The 23,394-nt window shown below is 42.3% G+C and carries 25 protein-coding genes and 1 tRNA gene; 13 read left to right on the top strand and 13 right to left on the bottom strand.

All coding sequences use genetic code 11. The features are described from left to right. The first annotated feature begins 207 nt into the window (after positions 1-207). Entirely contained in the window at positions 208-2,634 is a 2,427-nt protein-coding gene (locus tag CO230_RS05000; RefSeq protein WP_122028898.1) for a DUF5686 family protein, read from the top strand. Continuing rightward, a complete protein-coding gene (locus tag CO230_RS04995; protein WP_122027586.1) occupies positions 2,634-2,870 on the top strand; it encodes a hypothetical protein in 237 nt (78 codons plus the stop codon). The genes CO230_RS05000 and CO230_RS04995 overlap by 1 nt, the downstream gene beginning before the upstream one ends. Here the strand turns inward: CO230_RS04995 and folP are convergent. After that, on the bottom strand, positions 2,867-3,721 hold the full coding sequence (folP, locus tag CO230_RS04990) for a dihydropteroate synthase (RefSeq protein WP_228438191.1): 855 nt from the start codon (positions 3,719-3,721) through the stop codon (positions 2,867-2,869). The genes CO230_RS04995 and folP overlap by 4 nt on opposite strands. Before the next feature lie 91 nt (positions 3,722-3,812). On the opposite strand from folP, the gene CO230_RS04985 reads away from it, so the two are divergent. From CO230_RS04985 to tpiA, 4 genes are read left to right on the top strand one after another with little or no spacing between them, the layout of a single operon-like run. Next, complete coding sequence (locus CO230_RS04985) at positions 3,813-4,379, top strand: DUF1599 domain-containing protein (RefSeq protein WP_122027585.1); 567 nt, start codon at positions 3,813-3,815, stop codon at positions 4,377-4,379. A gap of 9 nt (positions 4,380-4,388) precedes the next feature. After that, on the top strand, positions 4,389-5,474 hold the full coding sequence (locus tag CO230_RS04980; protein ID WP_122027584.1) for a BT_3928 family protein: 1,086 nt from the start codon (positions 4,389-4,391) through the stop codon (positions 5,472-5,474). Positions 5,475-5,506: 32 nt separating this feature from the next. Next, positions 5,507-5,857, top strand: coding sequence for a TerB family tellurite resistance protein (locus CO230_RS04975; protein WP_122027583.1), 351 nt, complete (start codon positions 5,507-5,509; stop codon positions 5,855-5,857). Positions 5,858-5,870: 13 nt separating this feature from the next. Then, positions 5,871-6,632 carry a triose-phosphate isomerase gene (gene tpiA, locus CO230_RS04970; protein WP_122027582.1) on the top strand — a complete coding sequence of 254 codons (762 nt, stop codon included), beginning with the start codon at positions 5,871-5,873 and terminating at the stop codon, positions 6,630-6,632. Positions 6,633-6,700: 68 nt separating this feature from the next. Here the strand turns inward: tpiA and clpP are convergent, their stop codons facing one another. Together clpP and dnaG are read right to left on the bottom strand one after the other, a co-directional pair. Then, complete coding sequence (gene clpP / locus CO230_RS04965) at positions 6,701-7,384, bottom strand: ATP-dependent Clp endopeptidase proteolytic subunit ClpP (protein ID WP_122027581.1); 684 nt, start codon at positions 7,382-7,384, stop codon at positions 6,701-6,703. A gap of 70 nt (positions 7,385-7,454) precedes the next feature. Next, on the bottom strand, positions 7,455-9,377 hold the full coding sequence (dnaG, locus tag CO230_RS04960; RefSeq protein ID WP_122028896.1) for a DNA primase: 1,923 nt from the start codon (positions 9,375-9,377) through the stop codon (positions 7,455-7,457). A gap of 104 nt (positions 9,378-9,481) precedes the next feature. Between dnaG and tsaE the strand changes: the two genes are divergently transcribed. Genes tsaE through CO230_RS04940 form a run of 4 tightly spaced genes read left to right on the top strand, consistent with a single transcriptional unit; the run spans position 9,482 to position 12,375 of the window. After that, on the top strand, positions 9,482-9,889 hold the full coding sequence (tsaE, locus tag CO230_RS04955; protein ID WP_122027580.1) for a tRNA (adenosine(37)-N6)-threonylcarbamoyltransferase complex ATPase subunit type 1 TsaE: 408 nt from the start codon (positions 9,482-9,484) through the stop codon (positions 9,887-9,889). 60 nt (positions 9,890-9,949) lie between these two features. After that, positions 9,950-11,143 carry an alanine dehydrogenase gene (locus tag CO230_RS04950; RefSeq protein WP_122027579.1) on the top strand — a complete coding sequence of 398 codons (1,194 nt, stop codon included), beginning with the start codon at positions 9,950-9,952 and terminating at the stop codon, positions 11,141-11,143. After that, the gene (locus CO230_RS04945; protein ID WP_122027578.1) at positions 11,144-11,512 is read left to right on the top strand and encodes a hypothetical protein; all 369 of its coding nucleotides are present in this window, start codon (positions 11,144-11,146) and stop codon (positions 11,510-11,512) included. Between the two features lie 17 nt (positions 11,513-11,529). Then, positions 11,530-12,375 carry a prephenate dehydrogenase gene (locus tag CO230_RS04940; RefSeq protein ID WP_122027577.1) on the top strand — a complete coding sequence of 282 codons (846 nt, stop codon included), beginning with the start codon at positions 11,530-11,532 and terminating at the stop codon, positions 12,373-12,375. 3 nt (positions 12,376-12,378) lie between these two features. Here the strand turns inward: CO230_RS04940 and CO230_RS04935 are convergent, their stop codons facing one another. Then, positions 12,379-13,797: an L-serine ammonia-lyase gene (locus CO230_RS04935; protein ID WP_122027576.1), complete on the bottom strand. Its 1,419-nt coding sequence runs from the start codon at positions 13,795-13,797 to the stop codon at positions 12,379-12,381. 105 nt (positions 13,798-13,902) lie between these two features. Between CO230_RS04935 and CO230_RS12350 the strand changes: the two genes are divergently transcribed. Continuing rightward, positions 13,903-14,856, top strand: coding sequence for an ABC1 kinase family protein (locus tag CO230_RS12350; RefSeq protein WP_228438189.1), 954 nt, complete (start codon positions 13,903-13,905; stop codon positions 14,854-14,856). Between the two features lie 5 nt (positions 14,857-14,861). After that, positions 14,862-15,572 carry a hypothetical protein gene (locus CO230_RS12345; RefSeq protein ID WP_228438188.1) on the top strand — a complete coding sequence of 237 codons (711 nt, stop codon included), beginning with the start codon at positions 14,862-14,864 and terminating at the stop codon, positions 15,570-15,572. Here the strand turns inward: CO230_RS12345 and CO230_RS04925 are convergent, their stop codons facing one another. The 5 genes from CO230_RS04925 to CO230_RS04905 all read right to left on the bottom strand — a co-directional run bounded on the left by CO230_RS04925 (position 15,573) and on the right by CO230_RS04905 (position 19,211). Further along, positions 15,573-16,217, bottom strand: a complete 645-nt coding sequence (locus CO230_RS04925) for an alpha/beta hydrolase (RefSeq protein ID WP_122028895.1) — start codon at positions 16,215-16,217, stop codon at positions 15,573-15,575. It lies immediately after the preceding gene. Positions 16,218-16,298: 81 nt separating this feature from the next. Next, complete coding sequence (locus CO230_RS04920) at positions 16,299-16,865, bottom strand: YceI family protein (RefSeq protein ID WP_122027575.1); 567 nt, start codon at positions 16,863-16,865, stop codon at positions 16,299-16,301. Positions 16,866-16,982: 117 nt separating this feature from the next. Then, positions 16,983-18,032: a glucokinase gene (locus tag CO230_RS04915; RefSeq protein ID WP_122027574.1), complete on the bottom strand. Its 1,050-nt coding sequence runs from the start codon at positions 18,030-18,032 to the stop codon at positions 16,983-16,985. A 109-nt stretch (positions 18,033-18,141) separates the two neighbouring features. Further along, positions 18,142-18,705 (bottom strand): hypothetical protein, encoded by a 564-nt coding sequence (locus CO230_RS04910; RefSeq protein WP_122027573.1) that lies wholly within the window; start codon positions 18,703-18,705, stop codon positions 18,142-18,144. A gap of 215 nt (positions 18,706-18,920) precedes the next feature. Further along, positions 18,921-19,211, bottom strand: a complete 291-nt coding sequence (locus CO230_RS04905; protein ID WP_122027572.1) for a rhodanese-like domain-containing protein — start codon at positions 19,209-19,211, stop codon at positions 18,921-18,923. A 103-nt stretch (positions 19,212-19,314) separates the two neighbouring features. Here CO230_RS04905 and queG point away from each other — a divergent pair, with 103 nt between their 5' ends. Beyond that, positions 19,315-20,244, top strand: coding sequence for a tRNA epoxyqueuosine(34) reductase QueG (gene queG / locus CO230_RS04900; protein WP_122027571.1), 930 nt, complete (start codon positions 19,315-19,317; stop codon positions 20,242-20,244). Positions 20,245-20,340: 96 nt separating this feature from the next. Here the strand turns inward: queG and CO230_RS04895 are convergent, their stop codons facing one another. The 4 genes from CO230_RS04895 to CO230_RS04880 form a co-directional block, all read right to left on the bottom strand. After that, a complete protein-coding gene (locus CO230_RS04895) occupies positions 20,341-20,847 on the bottom strand; it encodes a YceI family protein (RefSeq protein ID WP_122027570.1) in 507 nt (168 codons plus the stop codon). A 58-nt stretch (positions 20,848-20,905) separates the two neighbouring features. Beyond that, positions 20,906-22,279, bottom strand: coding sequence for a hypothetical protein (locus tag CO230_RS04890; RefSeq protein ID WP_185140505.1), 1,374 nt, complete (start codon positions 22,277-22,279; stop codon positions 20,906-20,908). Positions 22,280-22,316: 37 nt separating this feature from the next. Next, positions 22,317-22,850, bottom strand: a complete 534-nt coding sequence (locus CO230_RS04885) for a YceI family protein (protein ID WP_122027568.1) — start codon at positions 22,848-22,850, stop codon at positions 22,317-22,319. Positions 22,851-23,290: 440 nt separating this feature from the next. After that, positions 23,291-23,372: transfer RNA gene (locus CO230_RS04880), tRNA-Leu, on the bottom strand. Positions 23,373-23,394 lie beyond the last annotated feature (22 nt).

The following is a 23,394-nucleotide window of genomic DNA, read 5'->3' as shown; positions in this document are numbered from 1 at the left end:
GCCTACAATTACTGTCCTGTCAAACCCTTTTATCAATAGTTAACGACAAAGTTTACAAAGACTTTGGCATTACTTTCGTTAACGAAGTTTCAGTTTCTGTCAACTGTCTTCAACGTATTTTGTAATGATGCTTTGCACAGTGTATATCATTTGAGGAAAACGATGGCATCGCAGCACTTTTCTTATAATTTTAAATATTTTTGTCCCATGAATAAACTTTTATTTCTGCTGGTTTCTGCCATTTCTATTTCGCTTCCGGCCCAATCGCGCCTGAAGGTCATACAAGCCGGTGATGCAAAGCCCATCGAAGGTGCCAGTGTTTGGTGTAGCAGTAAACAACTGGGGAAAACCAACGCGCAGGGCATCCTGAACTTCCGGACAAAATGTAAGAAAGTGGAAGTAAAAGCCTCCGGCTTCTATGATGATGAAGCGGTGGTAGATCAGGTGATGGAAGTAGTGCTTACCAAAACAGACCCCAAAATACAGTCGATACAGGGCGTGGTTATCAACGATGAAAGCGATCCGCGGGCACTGGAGATCCTACAGAAAGTAAATGACCGTTTCGAGGAAAATGCCCCGCAAAGCCTCGATTCGTATTCCTTTAAATCATACGAGAAAATATCGCTCGATATTGATGAAGACAGTATTAGAGCCTATAACGTTTTCCTAGAAAAGAGATTAGACTCGTTGCGCCAGTTACCCGCTGCCGCACAAACAGCTTCAAAGAAAAAAGACTCCGTCGAAAGCGAGAATATAATGAAACTGATGGCCGAAAGTAAATTATTTTTATGGGAACGCGCCTCAGAATTTCTTTATTCTAAAAAATATGGTGAAAAAATAAACATCCTCGATAACCGTGTGGCCGGCCTACAGCAACCGTTATATGAGATGATGACGTTACGCAGCAACCGAAACCGTATCCCAAGGGAAATCCGCAAAGAAAACCGTCCGCTGTATCGTTTTTTCCTGACAGACAGTATAGCTATTGAAGGCCGTAAAAACTATGTCATCCGTTTTCGGCAAGTAGGTAATAAACAAGCTGTAAACCGGCGTAAATACAACGGATATCTGTATGTAGACGCTGAATCCTACGCACTTAAAAAAATAGAAAGTAACAGTCATAAAAAGAGTGAGGGCAGCATTACCAGCATTTGGGTTCCTGTAAATAACAAATGGTTCCTGAACAAAGAAAACCTGAAAATTAAAATGGGCAGCACCAACTTCGGTACTTCCAATAAGAAAAAAGACTCTTTGGCCACCAATCGAAAATTCGGGAACTACGTGTTTATGACCGCCGATTATTTCGACTTCAAAACCCCGATCGCTGAAGATAAGAAAGAATTCAGCGGTTATACGATGTCGGTTAAAAACAGCGATGGCAAATCTCTCGAACTTTTCCGCACCGATGCTCTTACGGCAAGAGAACAACTCACCTATCAAAAAATCGACAGTGTAGGAAAAAAATACAAGCTAGACCAAAGAATAAACGGATTTACCGGGTTGCTAAGAGGCAAATTCAGAGTCGGAATTGTAGATTTCGACATCGCACAACTCTTTAGATACAATCTTTACGAAGGCGCCAGAATTGGAGTCGGCGCAAAGCTGAACGAACGTTTCAATCCTTATTTCTCACCAGATGCCTATATCGCTTATGGCTTTAAAGACCGTGGCTGGAAGTATGGAGCAGGTATTGACCTTAGGACCACACTCGAGAAAAACTCGGTTTTCAGGGCCGAATATTATAACGATGTAATCGCTGCGGGCCGCTTTAATGAAGATCTCTGGACTTTCAGAATGAAATATATGAACTCGGGGATTGATATTAACAACGACCGGTTTTATGCCTATAAAGGCTTCAAACTGTCTTATGAAAATGACCTCACAAATGCGCTGACCTTAAGAATCTCTGCCAAGAAAGACACCGAAGAAGCACTTTTCGATTATAACTATCAGGGACAGAGCGGTGAATTTGATAATTTCGCGGTAAGAGCCACGTTGAAATACTCGCCAAAGTCAAAAAACATCATGACGCCTTCAGGAAAATTTACTTACGAACAGAATTATCCTGAATTTTACCTCAATTATGAACAAGGCTTGCAGACCCTTGGCGGCGAGCTGAACTACAGCCGTTTTGATGCGCTCGCACAGCATGTCTTCACTACCAAAGCAGGTGTAACAGGACTTAGGGTATATGGCGGATTACTTTCTGGTGAGGCGCCAATCTGGCATCATTTTGCGATGAATGGCCACGGCAGCGGCAACACAAAACTTAATCTGAACCTCACTTCTTTCCTCGGGTTTGCCACCATGGAAAGTGGTAAATACTATAACGACCGTTTTGCAGGTTATTACCTCACCCACCGCTTGCCTCTTTATTTCCGTACGTTCGGCAAAAGTGTTTCAAGTTTTGATGTCGTATATCGCGGCATCATCGGGAACATGAACGAACCTGAAACACATTGTTTTACATTTGAAAAACTCGACCGTCTGTATCAGGAAGTTGGTTTAGAGACCAATCATTTTCTTGGCACGCCCTTCAATCTGGGCTTCTTCTATCGTGTGGGTTATTATGCCACGCCTGTCTTTAAAGAAAACTTCGCCATCCAGTTAAAGTTAAACATCTTAGGATTCTAATGAAAAATATTCAGATTAAAGCTTCGCAGTTCTTCAATTTATTGAAAATGAAAGACACTTCTATGTGGGAAGTCTTCGCGCAGATGATTGATGGTGAAGAAAAGGAAATCATCTTTTTGGATGACGATGAAAAACTGTTGTTCAACTATATCTTGCCCTCTACGATTGAAAGATTAAATGAGGACCGCCAGCAGTTCGCTAAGGAATACGCCGATAAACTCTCGCAACTGAATTAGTTTTTCAGAAAACGGCTAATCGTTTGCCTGGTTTCAGCCACATCGTGTACGCGCAGTATTTTTGCGTTTTGTAACAACATTTTCATGTGAAGTGCCTGGGTTTCTTTACTGATTTCCAGTGGAGATTTACCCATTGATTTGTAAATGAAAGATTTGCGCGAAATACCCACGAGCATCGGTAACGCACCAAACCCAATAAAACCGAGTTCCTCTGTCATCTGAAATTGCTGCTGTACCGTTTTACCAAAACCAAAACCCGGATCAAGGATAATGTCTTTCACGCCGGCTGCTCTCAACTGCTGTACTTTTTCGGAAAAATACTGGTTAATAGTAAGTATAATATCAGCATCAATATCTGCAACATGCATGGTTTGATATGTAGGATTCACATGCATCAAAATATACGGGAGGCGTGTTTCTGCGGCGGTTTCAATCATTTTATCATCAAACATTCCACCGGAAATATCATTGATAAGATCTAAGCCCTGATCGAAACCAAGCTTCACCACGTCCGCATAAAAAGTATCCAGCGAAACCAGCACCTGCGGAAAATGGGCCTTGATTTCGGCGATGATATTCCCTAGACGTTCAATTTCATCCGCGGCAGAAAGTTTTTTGGCGCCCGGCCGTGTGGATTGTGCACCGATGTCAATGATGTCGGCGCCCTCTTCGATCATTCTTTCTGCGTGTTGCAAGGCGTCTTTAACATTCATGAACCTACCGCCATCAGAAAAAGAATCTGGCGTAAGATTCAGGATACCCATGACTTTAGGTTCAGATAAATCAAAAAGTTTCCCGTGGCAATTCATGGAAAAGCCAGCCGAAACAGGCAAGTGAAATGAGGCATTCATAGCTGCAAATTTAGATAAACAAACCGAATTCATGCGCGCCCGCACTTTTAAGAAAGGCTAAAATGCTTATCTTTGATGAGATTTGATACTTATGCAGAAAACAGCGCAACAGTTTGATGAGGTGATGGCCTTGTGCCGCGACCTCTTCCGGAAGAAACTTACCGATTATGGACCTTCCTTCCGTGTACTCAGGACTCCGTCATTAACAGATCAGATATATATAAAGGTAAAAAGCCTGCGGAATTTTCAGACAACTGGTCTCTCAAAAGTGGGTGAATCGGAACAGGAGAATTTCATCGCCATCGTGAATTATGCCATCATTGGCCTGATACAGCTCCATAAAGGCTGCGCTGATGACCTACAGCAGGACCGTGATGAAATGTTAGCCCTTTATGACCATTTCACCGCTGAAGCAAAAGAACTGATGATGAGGAAGAACCATGATTACGGTGAAGCCTGGCGCGAAATGCGAATCACTTCCATCACCGATCTTATTTTCCAGAAAGTGCTAAGAACAAAGCAGATAGAAGACAATGCCGGCGAAACATTGGTCTCTGAAGGAATTGATGCCAATTATTTTGATATGCTGAACTATGCCGTGTTCTGTCTTATAAAACTTCAGGAATGTGGTACTGAAAATCTCGGGAAACTTGTTTAAAAGAAGCGTATGATACAGATTCTCCGCATTATTACCGCACTTATATTCATCGCATCGGGTTTTGTAAAAGCCGTGGATGTGGTAGGTTTCTCCTTTAAGCTTGAAGAATATTTTTCACCGGATGTCTTCAATATGCCTTATTTTGAGCGTTTTGCTTTGCCAATCGCGATCATCGTGGTGGTGCTCGAGTTACTTTTAGGCTTTATGCTGCTGCTGAAGATCAGGCTGAAGTTTACATTAATCTCCCTCATCGCGTTGTGTGTATTTTTTGCATTCCTCACGTTTTATTCCGCCTATTTTAATAAAGTGACAGATTGTGGATGCTTTGGCGACGCAATTAAATTTACACCTTGGCAAAGCTTTTTTAAAGATATAGCACTTTTGGGCGCGCTGCTCATCTTATGGTTCGTGTGTAAAAAACATTTCAGCCGTTTGCAGCCTAAGAAAAACTGGGAGTATACAGCACTTGCAATTTTAACAGCGACTATGGGATTCATCATTGTTTATGGGATTTCGCATGAACCTTTGATAGATTTCCGCGATTATAAAATCGGGACCGACTTAAACGCAGAGATTGCAAAAACCAAAAAAAACCCATCGGAATACAAAACCTTTTATTCACTCGTAAATAAACAAACCGGCGCCATGGTAGAAGTTAACCAAGACGAATACGTGGCAGATAAAAAATACTGGCAAAACGGCACACCTTGGACAATCGAAGAAAGTAAAACCACCTCTAAAATGGTGAAAGAAGGCTACACATCAGAAATCACGAAATTCAAACCAGAAACCATTGATGGGCAAGATCTTACACAAAAAATCCTACAGGCTCCCCATGCGGTCCTTATTTTTTCTTATGCCCCCAAGAAAGCGGATGGTACCGTAATTGCAATGGCTGAAAAGAAAGTGCTGGCATCTAAAAATGCTTATCTGGTGGGGATTTCTACCGCTCCCGATACTTTCAAAACCATCCCGAATGCGCTGATGGATGCCACCGCAATCAAAACCATCGCAAGAAGCAACCCTTTTGTATTGGTGATTAAAAACGGTATCGTAACCGATAAAATGTCCGCCAAAGATTATATAAATAAATGAAATAACTTAATTACAAATAATTCATTAAAAAAATGCAAAAATCGAATAAATCAATTGCAGGCTATCACTTACTTATGATCCTTTCTTCCGTTGACGGCGAGTTTTCTGCTGAGGAAGGTATTAAATTTCAGCAGTTCCTTGCCGAAGAGTTCCCGTTCAACATTGATCTTGATAATGAACTTGATATTATCGCCACTTTACACCCTAAAGACTGGAAATCACATTTTGAGTTCCATGCCAACTGTTTTTTAGATGATTCTACCGAGGATGAAAGAAAATCTTTCATCGAGTTTGCCAAATCGCTCATAAAAGCAGATGAAACTGTAGATGATACTGAACACGAGTATTATACTTTGTTAAAAAATATCTGGAAACTGAACTAAAAAAACTTCCGTCATGAGAAAAAAGATCGTTGCAGGAAACTGGAAGATGAACAAAAACGTCATTGAAGCCCAACAATTGATGTTTCAGCTACTGCAGTACAAAAAAAATAACGACACCAACTGCGAAATCTGGATCGCACCACCCGCGCTTTACCTGATGATGGCGAAAGACCTTTATGAAAACGATGAAATCGGGATTTTCGCACAGGATATGAGCGAATTCGAAGGTGGCGCTTACACCGGCGAAATCTCTGCGGATATGCTGGAGTCTATTGATGTTACTGGCGCGATCATCGGACACTCCGAGCGTCGACAATATCATGGCGAAACCGATTCGCACTGTAACAAAAAAGTGAAACTGGCTTTAGACAAAGGCCTTACACCTATCTACTGTAACGGCGAAACACTGGAGCAACGAAAATCTGGCCAACACCTAGAAGTGGTAAAAAACCAGACAGAAACGGCACTTTTCACGCTTTCGGCTGATGAGATCAAAAAAGTAGTGATCGCCTATGAACCTGTTTGGGCCATCGGTACCGGTGAAACGGCAAGTCCGCAGCAGGCGCAGGAAATTCATGCACATATCCGCCAATTGATTGCCGCTAAATACGGCCAAGAGGTGGCTGATGAGGTCTCTATCCTTTATGGTGGCTCTGTAAAGCCCGATAACGCTAAAGAAATCTTCTCGCAGCCTGATATTGACGGCGGCCTGATTGGTGGCGCTGCCTTGAAGATTGATGATTTTTCAAAAATCATTGAAGGTTTCAATGCATAAAACTCATTAATCCAAATAATAAGGCTGTCCCAGAAATGAGACAGCCTTTTTTTACGAAATGTACTATTCTATTGTGCAGGTTTTCTTTCGAGCACCTCATCCACCATACCGAAATCTTTCGCTTCAGAGGATGTCATCCAATAATCGCGGTCTGAGGCTTTTTCTACCCAATCGTAGGTTTGCCCCGAATGTTCAGAAATGATATCGTAGAGTTCTTTCTTTAGTTTAAGCATCTCGCGCAGGTTGATCTCCATATCAGAAGCTACGCCCTGTGCACCACCAGAAGGCTGATGAATCATCACCCTAGAGTGTTTAAGCGCGGAACGTTTTCCTTTTTCACCTGCAACAAGAAGCACCGCTCCCATAGAAGCTGCCATACCGGTACAGATGGTGGATACATCAGGTTTGATGATTTGCATCGTGTCATAAATTCCGAGCCCGGCATAGACGCTGCCACCTGGCGAATTAATGTAAATCTGGATATCTTTTGACGCATCCGAACTTTCAAGGAAAAGCAGCTGTGCAGTGACGATATTGGCTACCTGATCATCAATCCCGGTCCCAAGAAAGATAATACGGTCCATCATCAGACGCGAGAAAACGTCCATCTGTGCAACGTTCATACGGCGTTCTTCCATGATGTAAGGGGTAAGGTTAGTAGGCCCAAACATCCCCATATATTGATCTGTGGCAAGACCGCTGTTACCTAAATGTTTTACAGAGAAATCCCTGAAATCTTTTTTTATGTCCATTATAATGTATTTATCAGTTGATATCCCTGTTAGGCAAACAATATTCCATACTGTATTTTCCGCCAAAGTGTCATAAAATACGGAAGAGTTTTTCATCCAGTGTTTTCCGGAGTTGATTCAGTGTGATGATTTTTTTATAGACTTCCTCGCTGTCATCATCATTACTGAGTGAATGCTTCAGGTCATGAATAAGTTTTACGATATACTCCCGTTTATGACGGTATATGACATCGCTTACAATCTTGGGTACCAAATCTTCCTCTTTACTGAAAAAAATCTGGTGCTTACTCCAGTCGCTGTTTTCATAAGGCTCTACCAAAGCCGTGGCAATTCTGCCCGAAATTTCCTCATCCATTAAACTCAGGAAGAACTTGCCTGACCGAAGTTGATTCGAGCGGATCCCGTCTTTTATCTCTGCAATAATTTTCTCGTTCAGCGGTGACTGTATTTCGCATTCATCTTCTTCCAGATGCCCGATGATTTCTTCAATAACACTGATCTGATAGCTTTGTTGGTCATCATCTGTACGCTCCACAAGTCGGTCGCCATATTTCAGCATCAGTTCCACCAGTTTTTCTTCAAGTACATAAAGCGGACTGATACTTTCCGTAGGTTGTTCATCCACCTTTACCAGCTTCACGGGTGAAGTTGAGGGCTTGGGAGCCGGCGTGGTATGCTGTTTTTGGAGTTGTTGTTGAAGGTGAAGCTCATTGAAAAGCGACTGCTCCGAAAGCGCGAATTTCCCCGCTACTTCTTTCACATACACTTCCTGTTTTAGCGCGTTTTGCACAAAACCAACCGATTTTATAATGTCGCGGATGGCTTCCGCTTTTTTGATGGGATCGCCTGCCGCTTCTTTCAGCAGGATTTCTGCTTTGAAATCAATGAAATCCGTGGCTGCTTCGCGGATGAAGCGCTCTACCTTTTCCTGCGGATGCTTTCTTGAAAAAGAATCGGGGTCGTCACCATCCGGAAACAGCAAAACACGGATGTTCATCCCTTCGGAAAGCAGCATATCAATACTGCGGAAACTGGCTTTGATACCTGCAGAATCGCCATCGAAAAGGATGGTTACGTTTTCAGTAAGTCTTTTGATCAGTTTAATCTGCTCTACCGTAAGTGCCGTGCCGGAGCTGCTCACTACATTCTCAATACCCGCCTGGTGTAAGGCAATGACATCCATATAACCTTCTACCAACAAACACAGGTTATGCCTCGAAATGGCCTGTTTGCTATGATTAAGGCCATACAGCACATTAGATTTGTGGTAGATTTCTGTTTCGGGGGAGTTGAGGTATTTGGCAGTTTTTATATTGTTTTTTAATATCCTGCCACCGAAACCAAGCACGCGCCCAGAAAAACTGTGGATGGGGAAGATCACCCGGTCACGAAAACGATCTACCCCATTCGGGCTGTTCTCCGGGAAGATGGCCAGACCTGCTTTTTCCAGAAGGTCTTTGGTATAGCCTTTTTCCAGTGCGTACTGCGTAAAAGCATCCTTCTGTTCGGGGGCGTATCCTAACTGAAATTTTTCGATGATGTCAGCGCGCAGTTCGCGCTCCCTGAAGTAGGCATAGCCCACATTCCGTCCTTCTTCTGTCTGAATTTGGTCTTGAAAGAACTGGTTGGCTACTTCATGAATTTTATACAGCAGTTCTTTTTCGGTTTGTGACTGTTTTTCGGCTTCTGAGATCTCGCGGCGGTCCTCTTCTATTTCTATACCGTATTTTTTCGCTGCATGCCGCAGGGCTTCGGGATAGGTGAAGCCTTCGATTTCCATGAGGAAGGAAATGGCTGTACCACCTTTTCCGCTGGAAAAATCCTTCCAAATCTGTTTGCTGGGCGACACGATGAAACTCGGGCTTTTCTCTTCATGAAAAGGGCTCAGCCCCTTCAGGTTAGAGCCCGCCCTTTTCAACTGTACATATTCGCCGATAATCTCTTCTACACGTATGGTAGAAAATATCTTATCAATGGTCGCTTTAGAAATCATGCGGTAAAAATACAAAAAAAGCTGCCTGGGATTCCCCAATTATAACATCAAACAAGACGGAAAATTTTAAAATAAAGTAATTTTGCAATCATTAAACAGTTACAATGGAATTTAAACTCAATAAAATAGAAGACTGGGAACAGGTTGTGCAAGAAATTTTACCGGAACTTAAGCATAACATCCTGCTTTTAAAAGGAAACCTGGGCGCGGGCAAAACTACGTTCAGTAAATATCTTCTGAAGGCACTTGGCAGCAACGATGAAGTCTCTTCCCCCACATATGCCATTGTAAATGAATATCATACACCAAAAGGAGACATCTTCCACTTCGATCTTTACCGGATAAAAAACATTGGTGAGGTATATGACATCGGGATGGATGAATACCTGGATCGTGCCTACCTTTGCATCATCGAGTGGCCAGAGGTGTACGAAGAAGAACTCGCGGGGCAGCCTTACCACGAAATGCGCATCGAAACCACCCCTGAAGGCCGCAAAATCTGTTTCAGCTAAATAATAGGTAATAGTTCTGAAATCCTTGTATCTTTGTGACTTCATTTATCTATTAATGTAATGAGTAGTACACACGTTTTCACGCCTTTCTCCGAGCAAGAACTGATGCCGAAGGAAGAAAAACTGGAAGTGATTAAAAAAGGGAAACAGTTCAGTATCGGCGTACCGAAAGAAACCTGCCTGAACGAACGAAGAACCTGCCTGACGCCCGACGCTGTACAGGTGCTGGTACAACAGGGCCACGAGATCATTGTAGAAAGCGGGGCCGGAACCGGCTCTTTCTTTACCGACCTGCAATATGCAGAAGCCGGCGCAAAGATGACGCAGGACCCGCGCGAGGCCTTCAGCCAGGACCTGGTCCTAAAAATCAATCCGCCGACTGCTGATGAAATTGATTTCCTGAAACCATGCTCATACCTTATTTCTGCCCTACAGATCAACCTTCGCGATAAAGAATACTTCAAAAAACTGGGCGAAAAAAAGGTTAATGCCATCGCATTCGAGTTTATCGTGGATGAATATAAACAGCTTTCGCTGGTACGCCTCATCGGCGAGATTGCGGGTAATATCTCTGTGCTTTATGCGGCGGAGCTGCTTGCACTTTCAAACGGATTGATGCTGGGTGGCATTACCGGAGTGCGACCGACTGAAGTAGTCATCCTGGGGGCAGGAATTGTTGGTGAATTTGCTACCAAAGCGGCATTAGGTTTAGGCGCAAGTGTAAAAGTGTTCGATAACTCCCTCAGCAAACTGCGCCGGCTTCACATGATGGTGGATGGGCGCGTACCAACTTCCATCATTGATCCAAAAGAATTGGGCAAAAGCCTTAAGAGAGCCGATGTAGTGATAGGCGCGCTCTCAAAACTCAGTCTTTCCCCGATTGTTACCGAAGAAATGGTGGTGAATATGAAAAAAGGCAGTGTCATCATTGATGTTACCATCGACAATGGTAAAGTCATCGAAACATCCGAACTTACGGATATGGAAAATCCTTACATCATCAAACACGGTGTCATCCATTGTGGTTTACCGAATCTCACATCTAAAATGCCGAGAACCACTACCAAAGCGGTGTCTAATTTCTTCCTCAGTTATCTTTTGAATTATGATGAAGAAGGCGGTTTCGAAAATATGCTCGTTCGCAAAAATGAGATGAAACAATCACTGTACATGTACAAAGGCCGGCACACCAACAAAATGATTTGTGACCGTTTCGACCTGAACTACCACGATATCAACCTATTGATCTTTTAAATGAGGAAACTAAAATTCTTTATGCTTGGCCTAATTCCAGGCTTGTTGCTTGTATTCTTTATTCTGAACAAAAAAGGCGCAAGTTGCAGCGGTTATTTGCCAAACTCCCGGGTAATAGCCGAATCTCTTTCAAAAGAAATGGTCTATCAGCCTGAATTCGCTGCCGAAATGAAAGCGCTGAGCATTGATGAGCGTTTTCTACGGGACAGTATCATGACCAAAGGCGAGGTAGATTTCAGTAAAAGCCAGGCACAGAAAAAACCATGCCCGGCCTATGTGTTACACTATCCGAAAAAAAAGCCTCGCTATGAGATTTCCTTCGAGAAATGTGCAGAAACCACGACTTTTATCACGCTTCAAAAACTGTAGATGCTTATAATAAGACCATGAAAATCGCGGTGGTTGGCGTTGGCCTCATTGGCGGATCAATAGCGCTTAAATTAAAGGAAAAAGGACTTGTCTCGTATGTGTACGGCGTAGATACTAACAGCGACCACGTAACAAAAGCCATTGATTTAGGCATCATTGATGAAGGACTGAACATTGATGAAGCGATTTCAAAATGTGATGTTGTAATTATCTCCATTCCGGTTGACGCCACGATAAAGGTTCTGCCAGAAATCCTCCGTCTTATAAACCCGAAACAGACAGTCTTGGATGTAGGTTCCACTAAATACAGCATTATAGAAGCCGTAAAAAACCACCCGAACAGACACCGTTATGTAGCGTTTCACCCGATGTGGGGTACTGAAAATGCCGGACCGGAAGCCGCGCTGGCAGAAAGTTTTACCGGACGTGCCGCGGTAATCTGTGACGCCGAGCAATCCGCGGAAGACGCTGTGTTTACCGTACATAATATAGCGGAAACATTAGGCTTACACCTGATCCGTATGAGTGCCAAAGATCACGACCTGCATACGGCGTACATCTCGCATATTTCACACATTACCTCTTACGCGCTGGCCAATACCGTACTGGCAAAGGAACGTGAGGAAGAAACCATTTTCCAGTTGGCAAGTTCTGGCTTTTCGAGTACGGTGCGTTTGGCAAAATCGCATCCTGAAATGTGGCTGCCTATCTTTATGCATAACCGGGAAAATGTGCTGGATGTTCTTAAAGAGCACATACTTCAACTTAATCACTTTAAGGATGCGCTCGAAAATGCCGATGAATCTTCCCTTGAAAAGTTGATTAAAAATGCAAACAAAATCCGTGGTATTCTCTCGAAATAACTTCTAACACTCCGCGACATTTACCGCAATTGCCAGACCGCCTTCTGAAGTTTCCTTAAACCGATCGCTCATGCTTTGTGCGGTATCCCACATCGACTGTATTACCTGATCTAACGAAACACGGGCTTTGGCAGGATCTGATTCAATAGCGATGTTTGCAGCGGTGATGGCTTTAATGGCACCCATTGAGTTTCTTTCGATACATGGGATCTGTACCAAACCGGCAATCGGATCGCACGTCATACCCAAATGATGTTCCATCGCAATTTCAGCAGCCATGAGTACCTGACCCGGTGTGCCGCCCATTATTTCAGTAAGGCCGGCCGCGGCCATGGCCGATGATACACCTACTTCTGCTTGGCAACCGCCCATTGCGGCTGAGATGGTCGCGTTTTTTTTGAACAAAGTTCCTATTTCGCCTGCAACCAACAAAAAGCGAACGATGTCGTCTTCTTTAGTAAAAGAGGTAAAAGCCTGCGCGTACATCAGCACCGCCGGTATCACCCCACTCGCTCCGTTTGTTGGAGCCGTGATGATTCTCCCGAAACTTGCATTTTCTTCATTTACTGCTAAGGCAAAACAAGACACCCATTTATTGATGTTCACAAAAGATTCTTCAGTTTCTACAACCAACCGGAACCATTCATCCATATTGCGATATACTTTTTCACCGAGCAATTTTCGGTTAAGACCTGCTGCACGCCGCGTGACATTAAGCCCACCCGGCAGTACGCCTTCTTTGTTGACGCCTTTGTATATACATTCCTTAATCTGCTGCCAGATATAAAGTGCTTCTTTCTCGGTTTCTTCTCGGCTGCGCCACGATTCTTCATTAAGGAAAATAAGATCCGAGATTCTACTGAGCCCTAGTTTTTCGGTATTCCGAAGTACATCAGCACCATGATGACAGGGGTAAAGTGTCCGCACGCAATGCTTTTCGTAGGAATTTTCGTTCTGTGTCGCAATAAACCCACCACCTATTGAGTAATAGTCCTGCATCAATTCAGTCCCATCCTCAAAAACGGCTCGGAAAATCATACCGTTCGGGTGAAACTCGAGTGTTTTTTGTTTATTGAGTATCAAATGGTGTCCATAGATAAACGGTACTGTAGTCTCACCGCCCAGATTCAGTAAACCTGTTGATTTTATATGAGCCACTTTCTCATCAATCTTAGTGGTATCGATGGTCTTAAAATTTTCGCCTGAAAGCCCAAGCATACCTGCAATATCGGTTCCGTGCCCGATGCCGGTTTTAGCTAATGAGCCGAAAAACTCCAGGAAAATTTCCTTCACGTCTTGCAGCCGATGCTCTTTCCGGATTTTATTTAGAAAACTTTCCGCGGCATTCCATGGTCCCATGGTATGTGAACTGGAGGGGCCAATGCCTACTTTTATAATTTCAAATACACTGATTGACTGCATTTTTCATATTCTTTAATCATTACAAATTTAACCAAATAAATGTACGCTGCCAACCCTATTAAGGAATGCACGCTTTTTGTAAGGGAACTAGCAAAAAAAACCTTTATGGCGACAATTCCTGAAAAATTAAGTAATTATTCAAAATTTATATCTTTCATTTATAAATACTGGAACAGCGATATCTTTCGGTCAGCTGCCGAAAACGCATTTAATGAAACCAAAGATGACAATGCGCCAGAACACCATACCTACGACAACCCTGAAGAACTTGCGGAAGACCTGAAAAAAATGGGGCCAACCTATGTGAAATTGGGGCAATTATTATCCACCCGCCCAGATCTGATGCCCGAATCATACATGAAAGCTCTGGAAAGATTACAGGATGACGTAGAGGAAATCCCCTACGCTGAGGTGGAAAAAATTGTTGAAGAAGAAACAGGCCAGAGAATGTCAAAGGCGTTTCAATCCTTTGATGTACAACCGTTGGCAAGTGCGTCCATTGGGCAGGTACACCGTGCCGTATTACGCTCAGGCAGGCAAGTTGCGGTAAAAGTACAGCGACCAGGCATCAGAAAAAAATTCCTTGAAGACCTTGATACTTTAAAGGAAATTACCGATTTTGCTGTTAAAAACAACAAAACAGCAAAGAAATACGCAGCAGATCAGGTACTAGAGGAGCTAAGATTCATCCTACTGAATGAACTTGATTATGTAAAAGAGGCAGAAAACCTGCAGACACTTGGCCAAAATCTAACCAATTACAGAAAAATATTTGTACCACAGCCTGTGGCAGGATATTCTACTTCAAAGATTTTGACAATGGATTTTGTGGAGGGCAGAAAAATAACCGCCGTCACCCCGCTTTCACGAACAGAGCATAATTATAACGCGCTTGTTGACGAGTTGGTCGCGGCATACATGAAACAAATCATCATCGATGGTTTCGCGCACGCAGATCCACATCCCGGGAATGTACACCTTACGAAAGATCACAAAATCGCTTTGATGGATCTTGGGATGGTGGCTAAGTTCGGCCCGAACTTCGGGATCAACTATTAAAACTGATGATTGCCATCAGCAAATATAATGGCAACGATACCGCCAATGCTTTGCTGCACATCAGCAACTATGATAAAGAAGCTGATGTGCAGACTTTCCAGAAGGAAATAAACCGGCTGGTACAGGAATCCCAGAACAAGAACGCAGAAAATATGCAGACTGGCCGCATGCTGATTCAGATGAACAGGATTGCGGCTGAAAACGGCATCCGCCTTTCGGTAGAACTGAATATCTTCGGGAAAATACTGATGAATATGGACCAGATTGTCGCGGTGCTGGCACCCGATTACGATTTGCAGGAAGCCATAGAAACAAATCTCGAAAAACTGATGCAAAAGAAAATGATTGAGGACCTGAAGCCAGATCAGTTTTTCGCGCAGTTAATTGAAGCTAAAAAACTTGCTGAAAAACTGCCCGAACGCCTCAACACCATTACGGAAAGACTTGCGAACAATGAATTTGAGATTAAAATTGATGCGATCGATGAAAAGCGCCTGACGGACGGCTTTCAAAAAGTCGCCAACCGAATCTCCATTGGGTTGATAATTGCGGCTTTGATTATCGGGGCTGCACTTCTGATGAAAGTACCAACCACTTTCATGGTGCTTGGCTATCCAGGATTAGCCATGATATTTTTCTGTGCTGCGGCAGTTTTCGGCGTATGGTTGGTGATGAAAATGCTGTTCGGTGATGAGAATCTTAAAAAACACCGATAGTTAGGAACCGAAAATCTCTTTTAGAATCTCTGAAACTTCCCTGGGTTTAGTGGCAGGGAAAAGATGTGTCGCGTTCTGTATCACATAATCCGGTTTTGAATATTTAATAGGGAAAACAATATCACGGTCTGCCAAAACCTGTATCACCTTTGGGTTTTCCTCGGACTTCCAGTTGCTGATTTTCTCAATGCACCATTTCAGGTAATAGGGATCGCGAACGGTAAAATATTCCATCAATTTAGGATTTTTAGGATCAAAAAACTTTCTCACAAAAGCGTAAGCCAAGGCCGACTTCGTGGTGAAAATGTTTTCCGGCAGATATTTAGGAATATGGGTGACTTCCCCCATTTTAATAAAGCGTGATTTTTCTCGGTCAGATTTTATGCTGCCAAGGATAACCACTTTTTCCGCGGGTTTTATCTTATCAATTTCCTGTACCATGATGCCGCCAAATGAATATCCGAGCAGGCAAAATGGCTTTGTCTCATCAATTCTGTCGGACATTCTTGTGACATAGCCCGTAAAACTTTCGTTACGTATAGGGATGAGCCAGTCGAGAAAAACCACTTCAAGGTTTTCAGGGAACGTGAGTTTTGACAGTACTTTGAAATCAGCACCAAGCCCACTGATGACGTACAACTTCATTTTTTCAGAAATCATATAAAACTTTATACAAAAATAAAAAAGAGCAGTAAGAACTGCCCTGAACTTTTGAAGATATTTTTACTATTTGGCGGTAACTTTTACAAGCATATCCACCTCATCTTTCACCAAAACATCCTTCATCGCGGCTTTGTAAGCCACATCAAATTTCTGTCGATCGAAGGCAAATTTATCCGAAACGATGCTTACCACGCCCTTGCTGTATGAAATTTTGGCAGGAAATGAAACAGGATGTGTCTTACCCTTCACCGTGAGGTCCCCGTGGATGATATAGTTATAAACTTTATGGTTGTTTTTCCTTACCGAAGCAATGGTATAAGCCGCTGTGGGAAATTTATCTACTTCAAAGAAATCTCCGTTTTTAAGGTGATTATTCAGTTTAGTCTGGGATTCGCCCGTTAAATCAGTCGCGTTAATGCTCGTCATATCCAGCACGAAAGTTCCCCCAGCCACCTGATTGCCCTTCATGATGATGTTTCCGGATTTTACATTTACAGTGCCATCGTGTGAGGATGCAGCGGATTTCGCGATTTTGTAACCCCACCAGTGTACATCTGAAGCCACTACTTTTTTACTTTGTCCAAATGCTAATCCGCCCGTTAAAACGGCCATCAACAGTAACTTTTTCATATATATTATTTAAAATGAAGTGCCAAAAATAAAGTTTTGCTTCAATAATACCTAAAAACGCCTAAAAATGGTACTACAAACGCAAAAAAAACTTCGGCTGGGCCGAAGTCGTAATTTTTATTCACCGGAAAACGCCGCGTACAATGCCGCTCCCTGAATGATGGTTTTGGTATCCCTCACCAGATAAATTGGGATGTCGCGCAGCAGCGATTCCATTTTATCGCTTACGATGAAGTTTTTATAGAAGTCATCCTTATTCAGATATTTCTGTAACATCACCGGGATTTCTCCGCTGAGATATAATCCGCCGGTCGCTTTTAGTTTCAATACCAAATTGTTCGCTTCGCGTGCCAGAAAAAGCATGAAAGTATCAATGGTCACATTACAGATACGGTCGCGGCTTTCGAGTGCGCCTTTGATGATGGCATCGGTAAAGTTGTTATTTTCAATCTCGCGGGTTAGCCATTCTGGCTGTTGCTGCTGTTTCACATCGCGCACGTAACGGTAAATATTAAACAAACCTTCGGTAGAAAGCACCGATTCCCAAGTGACAATTCCGTAGATTTTCTGCAAAAATTGGTAAAACTCTACCTCATCATTGGTACGTGGCGAAAATTCGCTGTGACCGCCTTCCGTCGCGAACGGACGCATGAATTTGCCATCCCAGTACAAACCTGCTTCTCCTAAACCAGCACCGGGCGCCAATACCGCAATGTTCCCTGGGACTACATTTTCAGAGTGGTGTATGGTCTGGAAGCATTTTTCGTCATCATTCCCTAAGCCATAAGCAGAAGCTTCAAGGTCATTGATCAAATATACCTGAGAGATGCCTGTCTGTTGTTTTATTTCTTCAGCATCAAGTTTCCAAGGCAAGCGCAACGGCTCACTTTTTCCAGAAATCACGGGTCCGGGCACAGCCACAACAAATTTTGAGGCATGGTTGAGTTGAAATTCTGTTATAAATTTCTGCGCAATGTCTATGAAAGAAGCATATTCAACCGTGGCATATGTTTTTTCGATCTGTGGCACCAACCTTTTATCTCGGGTGATATAATGAGCAAAATAGGTCGCATCTTTTCGGACGTCGGCCGAAATTATCGAAATATTGTTGTTGCTTTCCGCTGAGATAGCGGGCAGGTAAAGCATAAATTTATTGTTCGTGTTCATTTTATAATGTTATGAAACCAAAGATAATAATTGTTTATAAATCTGTCGGACAAAAAAATAAAAACCTTCTTAAATGATTTTAAGAAGGCTTACCATATACATTGCTGTATTATTTACCTAAAGGGATGTTGTACCCAATACCTACACCCAGTGCGCCGGCATTGTAGTCTTGGTCACCAATCTCGCCTTTGCTGCCAGTAAAGGTTTTCTGATACTGAAGAGAGAAATTCCAGTCGCGGTTGTGGTAACCGATTTCAGGTTTGATGTAGAAACCACCATCAGGTCTTGCTACTGTACTGTTTGATGCTACCTGATCATCACCTACGATGAAACCGTAACCTAAGTCGGTCCCAAGATAGAAGCCGGTTTGCTTAGGATATACACGGATAAGCGCTGCTACCGGTACTACACCAAAATCATTGTTATCAATCGCACCATTTTCTCTACCGAAAAAGTGGCTGTAACCGGTGGCGATACCTAAACCGAAGCCTGGCGTCACCAGATTCTGATAAGCTACATCTACCCCGATATTACCACCTGCATTCTCAGCAGGAACCGCAACACCACCATTTACCCCAACTTTCAGCATATTTCTCATATCTGCGCTTTGTGCACTTACTAAACCTGCTGTCATTAATCCTAAAGCGAGGATTGTTTTCTTCATTGATTTCATAACTTTAAATTTTAAATTTTACGAAAAGTTACTTGTCAAAATCGTGCCAAAAAAAGTACAGATACCATGTGTCGCACATTAAATATATTGTATAGTATTGATAATCAACTTATTATATTTGAACAAAAATTAAACAATCATTTACATTTTTGTGGCTGTCTTTTTGGCAAAAACCAAAAAAAACCGGCACCAGGCCGGACAAATTTTCAATTCTGTTATTTTATACTATCTAATAGCTCTTTCATTTCGGCATAGCCACCACCATTATACACATCGGTCATGCCTTGTTCCTTGAAATAATCTACAGCCTTACCACTGCGGTTGCCACTGCGGCAAAAGAAAATTTTGGTACCGCTAAGGTTAATGATCTCCTGCTTTCTTTCCTCTAATTCGCCCAAGGGAATATTTTGTGCTTCCTCCAGGTGCCCATCCATCTCCAGTTCCATGGCTTCACGAACATCGATTAAATGATAATCCCCCAATTGCAATACTTCTACTAATGACATAACTGATATTTTTAAGTGTTTAATTTTAAGATAAAAAAGGCTGTAAAGTCCTTTAAAAGCCTATAACAAAGTTAAGAAATAATGTTAGTTTTGCAGCATTATTATGAAAGGGAATACAGAAAAATATGCTGCACTTATAAAAGCCAAAGCGAAGGAATTTGGCTTCCAAAGCTGTGGAATTTCACGCGCAGGATTTCTGGAAGAAGACGCGCCTGCTCTGGAAGCATGGCTGAAAAACGCCCGACATGGCGAGATGTCTTATATGGAAAACCATTTCGACAAGCGCCTTGATCCCCGAAAGCTGGTGGATGGTGCGCGTACAGTGATTTCTTTGTCATATAATTACTATCCGGAACAGGATCTTACCCCTTTTAGCGACCTGAAAATATCCAAATACGCCTACGGTGAAGATTATCATGAGGTGATAAAGGAACTTCTGCGCGATTTGGTGGCTGCCCTAAAAGTGGAGATCGGCGATTTTGACTGTCGGGTCTTTACCGATTCGGCACCGATCCTTGAAAGAAGTTGGGCGCGAAAAAGTGGCATCGGCTGGGTAGGTAAAAATGCTAATTTACTTACCAAGCAGCATGGCTCGTTTTATTTTCTGGCGGAAATCATCTGCGATCTGGACTTGGCTACAGACCATGCGACCACCGACCATTGTGGATCGTGCAGAAGATGTATTGAAGCCTGCCCTACCCAAGCAATAGTAGCCGAGAGGATTGTGGACGGCAGCAAATGTATTTCCTATGCCACCATCGAACTTAAAAATGAATTACCCGAACATTTTAAAAATAAAATGGAGGACTGGATGTTCGGTTGTGATATCTGCCAGGATGTTTGCCCGTGGAATCGTTTTGCAAAACCACATCAGCAGGAAAGGTTTAAACCTAAGGCATTTATTGCATCTTTCGGAAGAGAAGACTGGCAGGCGCTCACACAGGAAGTTTTCTCTGAAATCTTCAGGAAATCGCCTGTTAAGCGTACCAAATTCGCAGGTTTGAAGCGGAATATCGCGTTCCTTACCCAATAAACTTTTTGTACGAAAAAAAACTCCCTTGTGAGGGAGTTTGTATCAATCATTAATTCATTGGGATTAACGGTTATTGCTGGTGCTAATTGCTTATTTTTATTTGATAGCCAAACTGAAAAACAGGTCGATCTCATCTTTCACATATACCATACCGCCCATTTTTTTCGGTGGTATGATGTTAAAATCCGAGAACTTCAGACGTTTATTACCTACAAGGCTGTCACGGTATTCGCTGAACTCAATAGTGTAATTTTGGGTTACCGTCATCATTTTCACCTCTACAACTGCTGAAAAACGGGTTGCACTTACTTTTTTGAAGTTCAGGAACTTAATGGTAAGTACCGGATATTTTTCGTGATTCAGTGTCTTACGGAAGTCCGAAGTCATGATTCTGTTCTTACAATCAAAATCCACCACTTCAAGCGGAATATTGGGTAATCTATTTCCGGTGAAAGAATAGATGGTCTGCGATTTCTGAAAATTGGTGTTAGTGCATTTAAAGGTTCCCACATTCGTCCAACCATTAATCACTACGCTGTTCTTTTGGCTGAACATAAGAAGCGGCAGCAAAAGAAGGATTAAGGATATTCTGTAAGTTTTCATAATGCTAAGATAAAAAAAAGGGGTTCGTAAAAACCCCTTCCAAAAAAAATATTAAAAATTAGAAACCGATGGTCGCTTCGAACATGATTCCGTTAAATTTGCCACCGCGTAGTGCGCTTGTTGCTCCCCACACTGGGTCGTTGTTATAGTTCTGGGATACGTATTCCACTTTTGCAAGTACGTTTTTGGTCATGAACCAGCCGCCGCCTACGTTAAATCTTTCGATTTTTCTTTCGTTTGATACTTCATCATCCTGGCCGCTTACAGTGTTGTATCTACCACCTAAGTAAAACTGCTCTTTGTTACCGAATCTGTAAAGCAATTCTGCTCCAAGTTGGGTATAATCTCCGTCTGTAGCTCTTTCAGTAAGACCTGCAGCTTTGTTACCAGATACATATTCATACAATCCGAAGAACTCAAGTCCATTGTATTTGATGAATGGGTTTACCTGTACCGCTTTCACTTTTTTGAAACCTGGGTTGAAGCGTCCTGTAGCGTAGTTTGCTGTTCCCATCGCGTCCGCTTGTGTAAGAAGTACGTAATAGTATCTTGAACCTGCTCTGTCACCGCTAAATAGGTTTCCACCTGATGACAAACCATTTGTCTGGATGAAAGACCCTGATAACCTCACTCTTAAATCTTCGCTGATTTGCTTGTCCCAAGCTACTTTTGCGTAAACAGATGGTGAGTTATAGTTTGTACCTTTAACTGGTGTCTGGTTAAGTTTACCGTTAGATACACCAAGCATTGCTGTAAAGTTGTTATAGAAACCGTAAACTTCACCAAAAGCTTCAGTAGTAAAGCTGTCCATGATGTAGTTTCCTACGAATGGGTTGTTGATGGCTTCAGCATTATCAGTTCTTCTGAAGTGAGCGTCACCGTAGTTGATCTCATCCATACCCACTTTCACTCTCGCATACTTCATGATGTTTGATGCAAAACCTTCAGAGATGAAATCTAGGTCATCAACCTGAATGTATCCACCTTTTACCCAAGCTTCGTTGTGGTGACGTGCAGAAAGATAAGTTCTAAGGTGCATTTTAACCCCTTTTGCAAGGTAAGCGTTCACGTCTAAGTTGGCTGTTGGTAAGTTGAAATCGTTACCCATTACCACAAGTGCGTTCGGTCTTGTTACCGCTGTATTCGTTACAGGTCCTGGGCCAGTGCTTGTTGTGATCGTTGTATAATTTCCAAGATCTGTTGGCGTTTCATGGTCGATTGCCTGAAACTGTAATGCGAAATCACCACCTATCGACACCTTCACGCCATCAAACTCCGGAGATGCTCCTTTAGGATCCTCAAAAATATTTCGGGCAGATTTTTCAGGCGCTAAATAATCGCGCATTGAAGTGGTAGTGTCCTGAGCGTTTAAGAGGCCGGCTCCTGCGAAGATTACGGCGAGCATGGAAGCTCTCATTAACATCGTTTTCATATTTTTAAAATTTTAATTGTTCCTTATTTAATAGTTTTTAGTTGGCGTTTACAGATACTGTTATTTTAATATCGTTACCTGTTTTCACTGTGTTCATCATAAATGAAGGTGGGGTAACGCCGTAATCAGTCAGTTTAATGGTTTCTGTACCGGTGATGGTGTATCCGTTTGCGCTTTTTGCAACAGTTACCGGGAAACTTACTGTTTTGGTAACATCTGTCACTTTCAGTTTGCCGGTCATGGTTCCTTTACCGATGTTTACAGAAGTGGCTGTGAAAGTAATATTGGGGAATTTATCAGCTTCCAGTGCTTTGTAAGCGTTAGAGTCCATCGCGCCTTTACCTGATTTCAGGGACTTTGCGCCTAAGGTATATTGAACATCTGTAAGAGCGTTTCCGGAAACGTTGGCCGTAAATGAGCCAGTGTTTGAAGTCATACTCCAATCATGCATTGTAGAAGTACCGGTAACGACTGTTTTTACATTTTTGCTGCTTATTTTTTGTCCGGCAACCACACCAGAGAAAAGTCCGAAAGCTAAAACGAGGATCTTGAAGTTTGCTAAGTTTTTCATTATTCTGAATTTTTAATATTTTTCTTTTTTGATGATACAAAGGCATATCGTTTTTTGTGAATATCACAATCAAAACATAAATTCAGTGCATGATATTTATCTTATTTAAAACATATTTTAAATACACGACAACAAAACAACATATAGATTATCCATTCAACATTTTTTATGAGCGAAATTTAAATTTGCTGTAATAATTCAGAAAATCTTTTAGTAATGTGAAAAGAAGCAAAAATGATGATTGAAAAAATATTGATAGAAATCATATCAAAAAAGCAATAAATGTCGAAAATAGGTGTATATTAATATGGATATGACAAAAATCAGCCTGGTAATATTAATATATTGAATTATGGCTTATTTATCACAATGATATCTACTGCATTATAAACTGAAAAATATTGGAATAAAAAAAAACCTCTGGAAAATCCAGAGTTTTGTACCCAGTGCCGGAATCGAACCGGCACACCTTGCGGTACTAGAGTTTGAGTCTAGCGCGTCTACCAATTCCGCCAACTGGGCCTGTAATTGGGTGTGCAAATAT

It is taken from the genome of Chryseobacterium sp. 6424, assembly GCF_003692615.1.
Taxonomy (GTDB): Bacteria; Bacteroidota; Bacteroidia; order Flavobacteriales; family Weeksellaceae; genus Kaistella.
The sequence above is the reverse complement of the archived record's forward strand: the minus strand, read 5'-3'. Positions and strand labels throughout refer to the sequence as shown.